Source organism: Chryseobacterium sp. c4a (assembly GCF_009900745.1).
GTDB lineage: Bacteria > Bacteroidota > Bacteroidia > Flavobacteriales > Weeksellaceae > Chryseobacterium.
Map to the genome: position 1 here is coordinate 66,089 of NZ_WXVU01000014.1, position 16,229 is coordinate 82,317.

Below are 16,229 nucleotides of genomic sequence, written 5' to 3' on the forward strand. Positions count from 1 at the left end.
TTTGGGTAATAAACCGACTTGATTTGTTAATCAATACTTAATATAAAATATTTATATATATTAAAATTATTGGCGTGATTTGCATAAAAAATTTAATATATGTAAAAATGAAAACAAATTTAGAGAAAATACTTACCCTTGCTTCTGTCTGTTTCATCACTTTTGTTTCAGCACAAAAGCAGTTAATTATAGGAACTGTTCTTGACGACAGTCAGCCGCTTCCCGGTGCCACCGTCAAAATAAAAGGTTCATCCAAAAGTATCACCACCGATGTAGACGGAAAGTTTACCATCAATGATATCAAAGAAGGCGAATACAGCCTGCAAATCAGCTATATTGGTTATACAACTTCTGATATTACGGTTAATTTAAAATCTGACGAAACAACAGATCTTGGGATCATAAAGCTTTCTCAACCCAGAAAGAATCTTGACGAAGTAATCGTTACCGGAACTTTAAAAAATACAGAGGCAAGAGCCTTGAATTTGCAGAAAAATGCAATTAACATCACCAATGTCATCGCTTCTGACGGAATCGGAAAACTTCCGGATAGAAATGCAGCTGAAACCGTACAGCGTGTACAGGGAGTTTCTATTGAAAGAGATCAGGGCGAGGGAAGATTTGTTTCTCTAAGAGGTCTTCCACCATTCTGGGCATCTACAACGATCAATGGAAACAGACTTCCAACTGCAGAAGAGGAAACAACTTCCAGAGCAACCGCTTTCGATTTCTTTCCAACAGAACTGATCTCTTATGTGCATGTCAACAAATCTTTTACACCTGATATTGAAGCTGACGGAATTGGGGGTGGAGTGAATTTCATTACCAAAACTCCTCCTATGAAAACGGAGTTTAAAGCCACATTAGGAAGTGGTTACAATGCCAAAGCGGACAAAGGAGTGTACAATATTGGTTTATTATATGGCGGAAGAACAAAAGATAAAAAATTCGGGTACTTATTTAATTTTGCCCATTTCATCAGAAACTGGTCAACGGATAATTTTGAAGCAAGAAGAAGTGGTGATGAAGGGGTTTTCAGAATGGAACTTCGTGATTATAACGGAGTAAGAAAAACAACCGGTATCAATGCTGCGTTTGAATATGTACTTTCTCCTAAAAATACTTTGTACCTGAAAGGAATGTACGGAACTCTGTCTGATGACGAAACCCATTACAAGCACAGAGTACGATTTGACAAGTTTAGCTCTGCCAATAATACAGCAAGAGTAGAACTTCAGAATATCCATAACTTATTGATTACCGAACTTACCTCTGTTTCATTAGGTGGAGTCCATAATTTGAATAAAGGAAAAATTGATTGGGATTTATCTTATTATGACAACCAGTTTAAATATGGAAATATTCCTGATAAACAGAACAATTCGTATTATGTCATTAAATACACCCAATCCGGAGTAGGCATCAATCCTGATTATATTTCTGATCGTGGAAACGGGCCAAGAGCTTACTGGAAAGCCGATGGTGGAAAGTTAGATTACAAAAACCCGGATGCTTTATTTGGCTTCTACAGCAATCCTGATTTTAAAATGGATGCTACCCAGATGAAATTTACCGACCTCGAATTTTACAAGGTTTTTGTAGAAGAAAAAGATAAAATTGTAGCAGCTTTCAATCATGAAATTAATGCTTCTGATAACCTAACAATAAAGTATGGTTTTAAATACAGAGATAAGGAACGTAATGCTAAATTCTCTGATATTTTCTACAACTGGAGCAACGGAACTGCACCTCTGTTATCTGATTATGCACAATATATTACAACTCAGCCAAATGGAAGAAAGTATTTAAGTGAAATGAATGCTCATATCGGAAATACATTCGGGCCAGTACTTTCTACGGGAGGAATGAATCAGTTCTGGTATGATAATCAGGGAAATTTAAAAATCAATACGACTGATTCCGAAGCCTTGGAATACAATAAAGCGTTAGGAAGAAACTTTGATGTTTTTGAAAAACATGCGGATGCTTACGGAATGGCAACTTACAAACTGAATGATAAGATTACGCTTTTAGGAGGAATCAGATTATCCAATACTAATACAAAGGTAAAAGGATATAACGTGATTGATGATGTACTAACACCGGTTGAACATACTAAAAATTACCTTGCTGTTCTCCCAATGATTCATCTGAAATACGCCTTAAACGATAAGACCAATCTTCGTTTTGCTGCAACAAGAACTTTTTCAAGACCCAATTTCGGAGACTTGACACCTGGGGGAACTTATATCGAAGCTGACAATGAGTTTAAAGGAGGAAACCCAGACCTTAATCCAACCTATTCTTTGAATTTTGACCTGATGGGAGAATATTACTTCTCGAATGTGGGGATTCTGAGTGGTGGTATTTTCTATAAATCGATTACAGATCCGATCTTCCAGGATTCTTTCATCGGAACTTATAATGGAATGAACGGAGTTCAATTCTCTGCTCCTAATAACGGAAGTGCAGCATGGCTGGGCGGTCTTGAATTAGAAATTACCAAGAGATTTGATTTCCTTCCGGGTTTCCTTAAGTACTTCGGCGCTCAGGTAAACGCAACCTTTATGACTTCTGAAATGGAGAAACCAAGCGGAAGAAAAGTAGCTCTTCCTTACCAGGCTAAAGAGTTGTACAACTTCCAGCTGTTTTATGAGCAAAAAGGATTCAATGCACGACTTGCCTACAATTATAAAGGTAAATATGCAGTAGAATATGCGGAAGATGATATTAATGATTCTTACTATGGAAAATACAGCAGCTTAGATTTTGGTGGTTCTTATCAGTTTACCAAAAACATCGGGTTGTATATGGACATCAACAACATTCTGAATAAGCCTTTGATCTACCATTTCGGAAAAAATGAAGACCGTCCTGAGCAGGTAGAATATTATGGAGTAAGATGTAACCTGGGTATAAAACTGAACTTCTAAACCATTACCATGGCCAGAACGATCAATAAAAAAACATTAGTAACACTGAAGGCTGCCTTTGCCGCCTTTGGTGTCTACTTCTGCATGTACGGTTTCAGGAAACCTTTTACCGTAGCCTCTTTTGAGGGACTCTCCTATTTCGGGGTTGATTATAAGATCCTGATTATCATCGCACAGGCTGTAGGATATTTTATTTCCAAGTTTATCGGAATTAAATTTATTTCTGAATTAAAACCTGCGAAAAGACTTACTTATCTATTTTCTTTTATTGCCATAGCAGAGCTTTCTTTATTAGGATTTGCTGTTACCCCTGCTCCTTACAATATTCTTTTTATGTTTTTAAATGGAATTCCACTGGGAATGATCTGGGGAATTGTTTTTTCTTATATCGAAGGGCGTAAAACCACCGAAATCATCGGGCTTTTTCTTTGTTCAAGCTTTGTGGTTTCTTCAGGATTTACCAAATCGGTAGGAAAATTTCTGATGGATACTTTTTCTGTTTCAGAATTCTGGATGCCATTTTCGGCAGGGTTGATTTTTATTATTCCTTTGCTTCTTTTTGGGGTTCTTTTAGAAAGAATTCCCAAGCCCAATGAAGAAGATGTTATGCTTAAAAGTAAAAGACAGCCACTGAACGGAAGGGAGAGAAAAGCACTTGTTCAGCAGTTCTTTATCCCAATTGTCTGCATTATTTTTCTTTATATCTGTTTGACTGTTTTAAGAGATTTCAGGGATAATTTCAACCGTGAGATCTGGGATGGATTACATTTTAGTTTTGACAGTTCTATTTTTACCCTTACTGAAATTCCCATTGCGATCATGGTATTATTGATATTAAGCTTCATGGTCAAAGTAAAAAACAATAAAAAAGCCTTTGCCTACTATCATTACATCCTTTTTGCAGGAATTCTTACGGTGGGACTTTCAACTTATTTATTTCAGCAGGATGCATTATCTCCGTTTTTATGGATGACCATTTCTGGTTTTGGAATGTATATCTGCTATATTCCGTTCAATGGAATCTACTTTGACAGAATGATCGCCGCCTTTGATATTAAAGGAAATGTAGGCTTCCTGATCTATATTGTAGATTCTTTCGGATATCTGGGAAGTGTTTTGATCCTGTTGTATAAAAACTTCGGATCGGCCCAGACTTCATGGCTTACTTTTTATATCAGCCTGAATTATATTATCACCATCAGTGTTTTAATTCTTTCAATCATTGCTTTTCTGGCTTTCAAAAAAAAGGCAAAGCCTAATTCAAATTCTAATCAATACATCAATTTCGATACGTCGAAAATCTTATAAATTATAGTACAATGACAACAAAATTTGATTTACTCGTTGTGGGCGGTGGGATTTTAGGAACATTCCATGCTTATCATGCTCTGAAGAAAAATCTTAAAGTAGCTTTACTGGAAAGAAATTCTCTGCCTCAAGGTGCCACAGTAAGAAATTTCGGACAGGTAGTTCCTTCAGGAATGGATCTTAAATGGCAAAACTATGGAAGAGAAAGCCTTACAATATATAATGAACTTCATGCCCAGGCAGATCTTACGATCAGACAAAACGGTTCTGTTTACATCGCTTCCAATGATGAGGAACTTCAGCTTATTGAAGAGTTGTATGAAATTAACAGAAATAATGACTATGAATCTGTTTTATTATCCAAAAATGACTGTATCAAGAAATATGACGGCCTTCGTTCTGATTATTGTAAAGGTGGGTTGTTCTTTCCACAGGAGCTTTCTGTAGATTCTGCAGATATGATTGTAAAGCTTCACAAGCTTTTACAGGAAAAGATGGGATTACAGATCATTTATAATACTACGGTTGTTGAAACCCATGAAGACGATCAAAAATGTACTGCCATCACTGCTGATGGAGCGGAGTATACAGCCTCAAAAATCATTATCTGCGGCGGACATGAGTTCAAAACCCTGTACCCTAATGTCTTCAATGAAAGCGATTTGGAAGTAAGTAAACTTCAGATGCTTCAAACTAAACCTCAGGGCATTTATTCTCTTCAGGGAAATATTCTGACAGGACTTTCCATCAGAAGATATGAATCGTTTAGCGAATGTGCTTCTTTCCAGAAAATCAAATCGCTAGAAGACCAAAATTCGTTTGAGAAGAAATTTGGGGTTCATATCCTTTTCAAACAGGCATTAGACGGCTCCATCATTCTTGGAGACTCTCACGAATATGCGGATGCTAAAAATGCAGATGACCTTGGTTTTGATTTAAATATGGAAATTGATGAATTCATGATTCATGAAGCTAAGAAAATCATTGATCTTCCAACTTATGAAATCCAGAGAAGATGGTTTGGAGTGTATTCTCAGTGCAAAACAAAGGATATTTTTGAACACAGCCCATCTCCGAACATTCATATTGTAACAGGTATCGGTGGAAAAGGAATGACAGGAAGCGGTGGCTTCTCTAAATTTAATATAGACAAAATTTACGCATAAATTTCAATGAAAAATATAGAATTATTGGTTCTGGATATGGCCGGAACTACAGTGGATGAAGATAATGTAGTATACAAAACGGTAACAGAAGCCGTTAATGAACATGGCTATGAAGTTACTTTAGAACAAGTACTTATCACTTGTGCCGGAATGGAAAAGCTGGAAGCCATCACCAGTTTATTAAAGGAAATCAATGGAAATGAAGCAGATGCTCCTACTATTTTTGAAAATTTCTCCCGAAAATTAAAGAATGCTTATCAGAATCTTGAGGTAAAACCCATCAACGGAACGGAGGACTTTCTCCTTAAAATGAAGGCTCAGCATAAAAAAGTGGTTCTAAACACCGGCTATACTTCTGAGATTGCCCAACAACTTCTGGACAAGCTTCAATGGAAAGAAAATGTACATTTCGATGCCTTAATTACGGCTGATGATGTTTCAGAAAGCAGACCAAGCCCGGAAATGATTCATCTCGCCATGAAAAAATTTAATATTCAGGAGCCGGAAAAGGTATTAAAAGCCGGAGATTCCGTAATTGATATTGAGGAAGGGAAAAATGCAGGATGTGGATTGACGATTGCTGTACTTTCCGGAGCGCAGAACAGGACAGAGCTGGAAAAGGCTGAACCTGATTATATTTTCAATACCATTTCTGAGGCTGAAAATATCCTTTAGATACTTCTTTTTTTAAATACTTGGGCATAAATGTTTTTATAGATAACATTTGTGCCTTTTTAAAACCACCCCGTTTACCACCCCGTCAAATCTTCGATTTGCCACCCCTCCGAGGGAGGGGAATTATCACTCTCCCGACTGGATTTTTGCCTTCATTGAAACTTTGCTTACTGTCATTCTGAATGGAGTGAAACGTAATGAAGAATCTCAGAATACCAAATACCAAATTTTTAATATTTGTCAACTCTTAAATTTTAAGCAATCCTTAGGATTGAGCCAATACTCGGGCTTCCTTTAAACCAATTAAAATACTAATATTATTATAGTTACAAGACTAAACCTATTCCTTACACTTCATTCTCAAAGCATCTTTTTAATTATCAATTAATTAATTTACTGTTCATATATATTTACAAATAGTAAATTAATTTTACAATTATTAAAAAATAAATTACTATTTGTAAACATTTACTATTCAAAACCATTTTCCCATGAAAACAAAACTATTCTCAATGGCTGTTGTAATGAGCTGTTTCCTTGGAGCTCAGACTAAAAAAGTCCTTTTTATCGGTATCGACGGATGTCGTGCAGATGTTATGATGTCTACCAACACCCCTAACATCCAGAACCTCATCAGTAAATCCATTTATTCTCTTGATGGCCTGTGTGCTGCCACAACCTGGAGTGGAAACGGCTGGAGCACCATGCTTACAGGAGTATGGCATACGAAACATAATGTCCAGGACAATAATTTTACCAGTCCTAATTACATCAATTATCCTGACTTTATTTCAAGAGCAGAAGCCTATAACCCTACTCTGAAAACAATGTCTTTAGTCAATTGGGCTCCCATTAATGACAAAATTGTACAAAATGCAGATGTAAAGTCTAATTTAGGGACAGATCTTGCCGTTAAAAATGCAGCTGTAAATGCTTTACAGAATGATAATCCTGATATTTTATTCGTTGATTTTGATGATGTGGATCATGCAGGGCATTCTTATGGGTTCTCTTCTGCTATCCCGCAGTACGTATCTTCTATTCAGACGACTGATGCTTATATTGGGGAAATTGTTAATGCTATGAAAAACAGAGCGACTTACAACAATGAAGACTGGCTAATTGTTTTAACAACAGATCATGGGGCAACAGACTCTTCTCACGGTGGCGGAAATCTTTCTGAACGAAATATCTTTACGATTTATTCCAGTCCGGGATTTACCCCTAAGCAAATCAGTAAAACCGTTCTGGAGTCTAATAAAACGTTTAATCAGCTTAATCTTCCTTCAGGAGCTTACGCAAAACCTGCCAATCAAACATCTTTCAACTTTGGAGCTAGTCAGGATTTCACTATTGAATTTTGGGTAAAACCTAACGCAGCCTATACCAGTGATCCTGTATTTATCGGAAATAAAAACTGGGCGAATGGAAAAAACAAAGGAATTATCTTTTCGGGATTCTCCGGACAGACTTTTAAAATGAATATTGGAGATGGTACCAACCGAATTGATCTTGTAGGCGGAAAAGCAGAAACCAATAAATGGAAACATATTGCAGCAAGTTTCGATAGAGATGGTCTTGTAACTTTATATGAAGACGGAGTTCCCGTATCTTTTGCTAAAATGAATACAATCGGAAATATTGATTCTGCTCTTCCTTTCACCTTAAATCAGGATGGAACCAATACTTACGGAGTTAATCTTGCCGCTTCTTACAAAGATGTCAGAATCTGGAAATCTGCCCTTCCGAATGATGTGATTGCAAACTGGGCCAATCAGGATATTACCTCTTCACATCCTTTTTATTCCCAGCTTTTGGCCAATTGGAAATGTAATGAGTCTTCAGGAAGTACTTTAACTGATTCAAGTCTTAATGCGAATCACATGAGTATCACAGGCTCTCCAACGTATACTGCCAATGCTTCCAATACTTTTAAAATTTATGATTATTCCTCAACCACAAGGGAAACAGATCATTTTCCAACGGTACTGAACTGGCTTTGTATTCCGGTACAGTCTTCTTGGGGAATTGATGGAATAAACAGAATTCCTGCCTGTTCTAAAGAAACTTTGAGCACTCAAGAAGTAAGGGGTACAACAGACCATTTTACAATATATCCTAATCCTGCATCTACTCAAATTACGATCAGTTATCAGTCAGGCGATAAGGAAATCAGAGCTGAAATCATTGACACTAAAGGATCGCTTATTTTCACAAAAAATTTAAAGTCTTCTAATGGAAATTATAATGAGAAAATCAATATTGAAGGGCTTCCGTACGGAATGTATTTTATTAAACTTAATGGCAGTAAAAAGTCTATGACAAAGGCTTTTATCAAGAAATAAAACAGGAAAACAATTAGATTTAAATTTTGATATTGGAACAAGGATATGAGCATCCGAGTTCCAATATTTTTTTGCCTTAGGATTTAAAATCCAATTCCATCTGTACATCTACACGATCATAGCCCGGATTGGTAATTTCAATATGCTTAAACCCTAGTTTTTCATATAACTTTATAGCCGGAACCAATATGGAATTGGTCTCCAGAAATACTTTTTCTGCTTTCAATGCTCTGGCTTTTTCAACAAGAGCACTGCCTAGCAAATAGCCAATTTTCTTTCCCTGTGCTTTAGGGCTTACCGCCATTTTTGACAGTTCAAACGCAAGAGGCTCATCCTGGGCTTTTACTAAGGCACATGTTCCTACAGCTTCTCCATTCAACAAAGCAAAGGCAATATATCCGCCTTTATCTAAAATGTATTCTTCAGGATTATCCAAGAGTTTATAATCGCTGGTTTCCATCACAAAAAATGTTTTGATCCATTCTTCATTTAAGGCTTTAAAAGCTTCCTTATATTGAGGTTCGTAAGCTATAATTTTTACTTCATTATTAATATCATTCATCGCTTAAGTTTATTATATTCTGTTTTTTATCATTTTACCCAGCTTTTCGAGATCGCTTTCTACACGGTCTGTCCATTCTAAGGCATAATTGAGTCGCATACAGTTTTGATACTGATTGTATTGTGAAAACATTCTTCCCGGAGCAAAGTTCACTTTCTGACTGACTGCTTCATCATATAAATCTTCAGTACATATTCTTTTATCCAGTTCCAGCCATAACATAAACCCTCCTTTTGGTTCTGAAATCTTTGTATTATCAGGAAAATACTGAGTCACGGACTTTTGAATCTGCAAATAGTTGGCATACAGCTTCTTCCTAAACATTCTCAAATGGTGATCGTAACGGCCATGTTCCAGGAAATCAGCAATTACATCTGAAAATAGAGACGGACTGGAAACAGTCTGCACTAGTTTTTGTCTGATAATCTTCTCTTTAAATTTTCCCGGAGCTACCCAGCCGACACGATATCCAGGCGCTAAAGTCTTAGATACTGAACCCACCCACATTACAATTCCTGCTTCATCGTAAAATTTACATGGCTTTAGTCTTCCTGCTCCAAAATAAATATTTCCATACACATCATCTTCAACCAAAGGAACATTGTGCTCAGTAAGCATTCTTACCAGTTCTTTCTTATTTTCATCCGGCATCTGGAAACCTAACGGATTATTGTAATTCACCACAAAACAACAGGCTGAGAGCTTCGGCATTACCTTTTTTAAAGCATCCAGATCTACTCCTGTAATAGGATGAGTAGGAATTTCTACCGCCTTTAACCCTAAAAGCTGAATAGCCTGAAGAATTCCAAAATAAACAGGACTTTCTACTGCTACATAATCTCCCGGCTGGGTAACGGCCATAAGGCAGTTATAAACCCCGTTCATAGCACCGGAAGTTATCACCAGATCATCTTCAGTAATTTTCCCTTCCATCACAATAGACCACTTGGCAATTTCTCTCCGAAGACCAACACTTCCCTGTACCGGCTCATAATTGGTTCCGCTGTCGCTCTTCCGCTTTATTACGTCAATCATACATTTCTTCATCTTGGCAACAGGAAGAAGACTTTTTCCGGGAATTCCCAGCGCAAACTGTGTCATATCTGTACCTGCAATAGATCCAAATACTTTCCCGATAAGATCTTCCGGGCTGTTTTTTTCTTCCGAAACTTTCATTTTGGCTACGGAAGGTAATGCCAGCTTTCTTTGAGAAGTCTGACTCACATAATATCCATATTTAGGACGTGATTCTACAAGAGAGCGGCTCTCAAGCTCCATATAAGCCTGTTTTACAGTATTTAAACTAACATTATATAGTTTTTGAGCACTTCTGAGGGAGGGCAGCCTGTCTCCAAACTGCAGAGTATCACTTTTGATCTGTTCCGTGACAGAATTGGCTATTTTAAGATAAAGAACATCTTTAGGCATTGATCACAGTTTTAAGTAAATGTACAACTTTATCTCTTCCTTATTATTGATTTAACCAGCTAATCATCCTGCAAATGCTGTTTTTCAACTGTTCAGGATTTCGAAAATTAGGAGTATTATTTTTTTTAAAAAAGCTTTCTACCCGCGAGATGAAGCTCTTCTTTTCGGAAACCTCAGTTCCTGATTTATCATATACTTTAAAGTCAATTCCTCCTTTTTCATTGATCACCAAGCTGGCAAATGCAATCACCTCATCTTTCTTTTTGGCCAGCAGAAAAGGTAACCCAAACTCCGAATTTACTTTTCCGGTATTTTGAACTTGCTGGAATATATTTTTTAGTCCTAACATGTCTGAAATATAGACTTCTGCATATTGAAGCTGATCCTGATATTGAATGTTGGTTTCCATAGTATTCTTCTTAACAAAACAAAATTATGGAGTCTTTAAGCTTGGATACAGATACAGAAGTATAGAATATTGTGGGTACAGATTTTTATACCCGAGAGAATATGTTGGAAAACGTGAAGGCGCAAAAGGATTTACCCAGCCTACCTCTTTTAAAGTGTAAAGATTTTATTTGCGATAAGCTAAAGCTATGTTTAGATGGCCACGAATTCACGAATAAAATGATTTTACACAGCCTATAAGCCTATGTTATGGGGTAAAATATACGCTTGCTGAAAATCTTCGATTTTATTGCACCTTAAAAGCAGGTTATTATTTAAAACCTTTGCGCCTTGGCGTTTTCCAACAGAATTATTTTTATTTCTCGCGGATAAAGTACATGCTCATGTAAAAACCGCGTAATCTGCATGATCTGCGAGAGTATAAAAAACGGCTGCTTCAAAGAAACAACCGTTTTTATTTTTAGAAATAGAAGATCTGAAGGACTACTCTATTTTTTTCAAAGCTTCTTTAATTCCTTCCAGTCCGTCTCCGAATTGAGCAAGTAAAGCAACAATCTGAGACATTCTATCATTTTCCCCTAAGCCTTTTAAAGTTTTATTTTTAACAAAAGTCTTTTTGATCTCTTCCCAGCGCTCTTTTTCATCTTCCGAGATGACTCCTATCAGTTCTTTCAGTTTCAGCATATTGGCTTCTGCACCTGTTGTTAAAGTCTGAGATTCATTCTGATAATGGCTCAATACGATCTGAATGACTTCATTTTCCTTTAAAATAGGCTGAATCTGAGTAATAAGCTTATTCATATTACGATAAGATCCCTGAAGCTTAAAAGGAGGTTCATTTCTGTAGTCATCGGACATGGCCGCCGAGGCAATGTATTCTTTGTTGACTTTCAGAATCATATTTCTGACCATAATGGTATTTTTCAATACAGCCCTAAAGTCTGAGATTTCATTGGAACTGAAATTTCCTTTAAGATTGTCTGCAGGATTATCTGTTATCACACAGTCATACAGATCATAAAGATTTTCCATTCCTGGCTGAGTCAGTCTCGTCAGATATTCATTGGACATTAGTGAGTTTTCAATCAGACTCAGATCAAAAAGGTCTGTTTTTGAACCTGATATTTCGCCTAAATTGTAAGTATCTGAACGGTTGGCTAGCATATCCGGAATTTTAAACTTCTCTCCGCTTTCTGTATAAGGGTTTCCTGCCATTACCAAGCAAAATCTTTTCGAGCGCAGGTCATAGGTTTTACTTTCTCCATTGTAGATTCCTTCAATTTTTCTCTGACCATCGGCAAGGGAAATGAACTTTTGCAGAAACTCCGGATTGCAGTGCTGAATATCATCCAGATATAACATCACATTATCTCCCATTTCCAAAGCAAGATTCAGTTTCTCCAATTCCTGTCTGGCACCAGCATTTCTGGCTTCTGCCGGGTCTGTGGAAACAATATCATATCCTAATGAAGGCCCATTAATCTTCATAAATACCAGTCCCATACGTTCTGCCATGTATTCCATCAAAGTGGTTTTACCGTATCCGGGAGGAGATACCAGAAGAAGCATTCCCATTCGGTCTGTTCTCTTATCTGAACCTGCTGTCCCTAATTGTTTTGCCAGGTTGGCTCCGATCAAAGGAAAGTAGACATCGTTGATTAGTTTATTTCTGACAAATGAGCTTAATATCTGTGGCTGGAAAGTATCCAGTTTCAAGGCTTTTTTCTTCTCATCGACCCAGCTGTATTTTAATTCCTGAAGTCTTTTGTATTTTGGAACGGTAACTGTATTGAAATGATTTAACCTGGATACAAATTCAAAATAATTCAGAGGATATTCTGCATCTTTTTCAAGGGATTTTAAATCTTTAATTACGGCTTCATAGGAAATATGTCTGATATTTTTCGGATCAAACTTCTGGGTTATGATACAGCCAAGAACCTCATCTATGATATTTTTCTCTGCATTAGGATCAAAAGCTTTTAATGCTCCTTCCGCAATATAATAACATGCTGAAGGATACTGATACATAGCCTGTATTTGCACAAAAAACTCAAGATCTTTACCTTTTTCTTTAAGTTCTTTTAAAAATAATTCATACAAAGCCCCTGCTTTTTCTGAGATCAGGAAATTTTCTTTGTCTTCTTGTTTCAGATATACTGCAGCATTGGTATAATCTGTCTCTTTAAAAATGTCATTTGCTGATGCAAATGATTTCATTTCTTCTGCCAATTCCCTGCTTAGGTACTCAAACCCTTGTTTTCCGGCAAAAGATTGAGCAATGATAGCTGCTGCTTCAAACTGTTTACTGTAATATTCTTTTCTTTCAGGATTCAGGAAAAACCAAAAAAGCTGTGCGAGTGCTCTTTCCTGAGCTGTAAACCGCATTAATCCCAGCTCATTGTACATCTGCTGAAGTCTGGTTACAATAATCTGTGCATCTTTATCATGGATTCCCTTTACCAAGCCTTCGCCAAAATGTTCTGCCGTAAATTGCTGAACCTCTCGTTCATTCTGTGATTCTGCAGCAAGTTCTTTATGATTTGAAAAGACATTCCAGGCAAGGTATTCAAATCGTTTTACTTTGGTATTTTCTGAAACAAATTCCTGGTTCCAGACTTCTTTGAACTCATCAGCTGTAGTGAAGTTTAAAGGTTCATAGAAGCTTGTTCCCGTAAGATGGTAGTAATACTGTGCATTTCTCAGCACAAGAGTAAGATCCAGCTTCTGCTGATTGACCGCAAATTTATAATCTCCTAATGCAATAATGCTTTCACCATCTACGTAGATCTCTTTTTTATCTTTAAGCCTTCTTACGGATTCCTGCTGACAGGTTTTTAAAAGGGTTTGAATTTCTTCACTCTTTGCCGAATCTTCCAGCTCTGCCAATTGTCTTGCAAGATCTCTCACTTTTTCAACCATCAGGTCTGAAGCGAAATAACCATTAATCTCGTTTTCAGAGTCAAAGGATTCTGCCTTGGTTTGAACAGATTTCAGGATTCTTTGGGCTGCATCAAAGAGACTTTGGGTTCTTTTATTTCTTGATTCTGTAAGCTGTACTCTTTTATTTTGGAAATGTCCGTAGACTTCTTCTCTTTTGGTTCCTATCTGCTGAATAAATTCATCAAAATCAATGAATTTGGTTTCCATTTCTTCCAGCTGAATGGAAAGTTTAGTCAGGTATTCATCACATTTCTCAGGGGTCTGGGAAAGTTCCAGAAAGTTAATTACAGACTGATCAAATAAGGTAATCTGTGCCTGGAAATCTGAAGCCAATTCTTTACCTGAAATCTCTCTTTTTCTTTTGCTGAGTTCAAGTCTTTCCTGGTTTAGTCTCGCAAAAATCAAAGAAATGTTTTCAATGATCTGGGTAGATTGGGAAGTATCTTCAATTTTAAGGTTATTAACAATATCTACCAGCAATTCCAACTGTCCGGATAATGTACTTATGTTTTCATCGATGGTTTTAGCATCAATAGCCTTTTGTAACGCAATAATATCCTCTGAAATTGTTTGTGCTTTCTCTTCATAAGGTAATAATGCCCCTTCCTGCAACAGAAAATCTACGCAGGCATTAGAAAGTTCAGTATAACGGTCTGAAAGAGCTTTTTCAAGAGAATCCAACAGATTTACATCTGCATATTTCAGTTCTCTTGCTCCTGTAACTTCTCCTCTTAATGCTCTAATTTGTGAAAGGGCATCAATATATTCAGTAAGTTGGGAATAATGAAGTCTTTTGGTATCGTCAAGGATCTTATGACATGCCAGCTTTATCTTTTCTAAAGCTTCTTCTGTGTTTTTCCGTTGTTCAACTACTTTTTCATATTCATTGATTGCCGAATGGGCAATTTTCCGAATTTCTTTAAGTGGCTGATCCAGTTTCTGAACTTCATTTTCACCTAAAAAGTAATAGGTATCGAGAATAAAGGTGGAAAGCTTTACAATATCATCGTATAATCCGCTGTAAGAATCTTTTTTATTCAGAAGAGTGATAAGCTCCTGACTTTCGGCCATTACTCTTACGATATCTTTGTTTCCGATCTTGTAAATCAGACTGTCTGCTTTTTCAGCATTGGGTTGTAATTCTTTTGAGAAAGGGGTCTGCCAGATCTGAGCGAGATGATGCTTGGTGGTCTCAATACTCTCCCTAAGGTAAATGAGTTTTCCATCATTGAGAAGTGAGAAACCGCTGCAACGAATAGGTGTTTCTATCGTTTGAGTGATAATATTATAGGAGATCAGCTGATAATTATTCGTTTTATCATCATAGAAAACATATAAAAAATTCTCTCCGTTGGGTTCTGTAACCGTTTTCAGGTAATACAGCCGATTCTGATCCTGTGAAATCACCTTTAAACCTCCGGTCTGGAGAGCATATCCGTTTGAAAACAGCACTCCCTGATTTTCCGGGAGTAATAATCCTGAATATTTGAGCGCATCAGCTCTTGAAACGGTCTTTTCTTTATGATTATAAATAAAATAGCGCTCTGTTTCCTGGTAGGGCTTTATTTTAAATAAAACAAGGTTATCCAGGTCACAGAAATGGATCTCAGCATCATCGAGATTCTGATCTTTATGGATCACATCTTCGGAATAGATCCCTTTTCCGGTATCGGTATTATCTTCAACCTTAATGGTGATATCTCCACCGATACTTTCCACAAAAACCTTATCGGCAAGGGAAATATGCGGATGTTTTCCGGATCGCTGCATATCTCTTGTTGCTTTTGTCCACGCAAAACCATGCTGCGGCGGATATGCCGTTTCTGAAGCACTTCTTGAATCTACATAAATAAGCTGATTGTCTTTGATCAGCCATTTGAAGGCTTTAATATCGGTAGTGCTTTCCGAAAGCTGGAAAACCATATAAAGGTAGTTCTCTGTAAAAGTAAATCTTGCAAAGAATGTATTTCTGTAATATTTGTAAAGGTTTTTAAACTCATCAATAAAAACCTCATCATTGATAAGGTCATAATCCTGAGGTTCAAACCTATTTTTATTGATTCTATAAATGGAAAAAACGTCTGAAATATTAATTTCAGTCTGTAAGCCTAAATGGGCATTGGAACCAAATATCAAATAATCTCCTAATGAATAGATATCCTTGGCTATACAGTTATGATCTGTGGAAACCCTTTCATTGGCAATCAACGAAAAATCTATTCCACCGAAGATATTTTTACGGTCTTCATTAAGCTGATTCAACCTTTGTATAAGGTCATTTTTCTGCTCATTCAGACGGTTCTGAATAATTTCGTAGGTTCCGGAATTAAGTTGTTCTGACATAGTGTTGGATTAGATGGTCATGGCTGTTGTTCAACAGCATATCTTGGTGTAGAACTTATTATACTTTCATCTTCATGTAAACCTTATAGGTTTTGAAAACCTATAAGGTTTGTCATGC

The 16,229-nt window shown here is 36.8% G+C and carries 9 protein-coding genes; 5 read left to right on the top strand and 4 right to left on the bottom strand.

Annotation, left to right across the window (positions count from 1 at the left end; genetic code table 11):
* The first annotated feature begins 107 nt into the window (after window positions 1-107).
* The 5 genes from GTR01_RS17330 (at window position 108) to GTR01_RS17350 (ending at window position 8,427) form a co-directional block, all read left to right on the top strand.
* On the top strand, window positions 108-2,933 hold the full coding sequence (locus GTR01_RS17330; protein ID WP_160139035.1) for a TonB-dependent receptor: 2,826 nt from the start codon (window positions 108-110) through the stop codon (window positions 2,931-2,933).
* A gap of 9 nt (window positions 2,934-2,942) precedes the next feature.
* Window positions 2,943-4,241 (top strand): DUF5690 family protein, encoded by a 1,299-nt coding sequence (locus GTR01_RS17335; protein WP_160139036.1) that lies wholly within the window; start codon window positions 2,943-2,945, stop codon window positions 4,239-4,241.
* Between the two features lie 11 nt (window positions 4,242-4,252).
* The gene (locus GTR01_RS17340; protein ID WP_160139037.1) at window positions 4,253-5,407 is read left to right on the top strand and encodes a TIGR03364 family FAD-dependent oxidoreductase; all 1,155 of its coding nucleotides are present in this window, start codon (window positions 4,253-4,255) and stop codon (window positions 5,405-5,407) included.
* Window positions 5,408-5,413: 6 nt separating this feature from the next.
* On the top strand, window positions 5,414-6,082 hold the full coding sequence (locus tag GTR01_RS17345; RefSeq protein ID WP_160139038.1) for an HAD-IA family hydrolase: 669 nt from the start codon (window positions 5,414-5,416) through the stop codon (window positions 6,080-6,082).
* A gap of 491 nt (window positions 6,083-6,573) precedes the next feature.
* A complete protein-coding gene (locus tag GTR01_RS17350; protein ID WP_160139039.1) occupies window positions 6,574-8,427 on the top strand; it encodes an alkaline phosphatase family protein in 1,854 nt (617 codons plus the stop codon).
* Between the two features lie 76 nt (window positions 8,428-8,503).
* Here the strand turns inward: GTR01_RS17350 and GTR01_RS17355 are convergent, their stop codons facing one another.
* From GTR01_RS17355 to GTR01_RS17370, 4 genes are all read right to left on the bottom strand, one after another.
* The gene (locus GTR01_RS17355) at window positions 8,504-8,989 is read right to left on the bottom strand and encodes a GNAT family N-acetyltransferase (RefSeq protein ID WP_160139040.1); all 486 of its coding nucleotides are present in this window, start codon (window positions 8,987-8,989) and stop codon (window positions 8,504-8,506) included.
* 12 nt (window positions 8,990-9,001) lie between these two features.
* On the bottom strand, window positions 9,002-10,417 hold the full coding sequence (locus GTR01_RS17360; protein WP_160139041.1) for a PLP-dependent aminotransferase family protein: 1,416 nt from the start codon (window positions 10,415-10,417) through the stop codon (window positions 9,002-9,004).
* Between the two features lie 43 nt (window positions 10,418-10,460).
* A complete protein-coding gene (locus GTR01_RS17365; protein WP_160139042.1) occupies window positions 10,461-10,826 on the bottom strand; it encodes a hypothetical protein in 366 nt (121 codons plus the stop codon).
* 482 nt (window positions 10,827-11,308) lie between these two features.
* The gene (locus GTR01_RS17370; protein ID WP_160139043.1) at window positions 11,309-16,111 is read right to left on the bottom strand and encodes a DNA repair ATPase; all 4,803 of its coding nucleotides are present in this window, start codon (window positions 16,109-16,111) and stop codon (window positions 11,309-11,311) included.
* Window positions 16,112-16,229 lie beyond the last annotated feature (118 nt).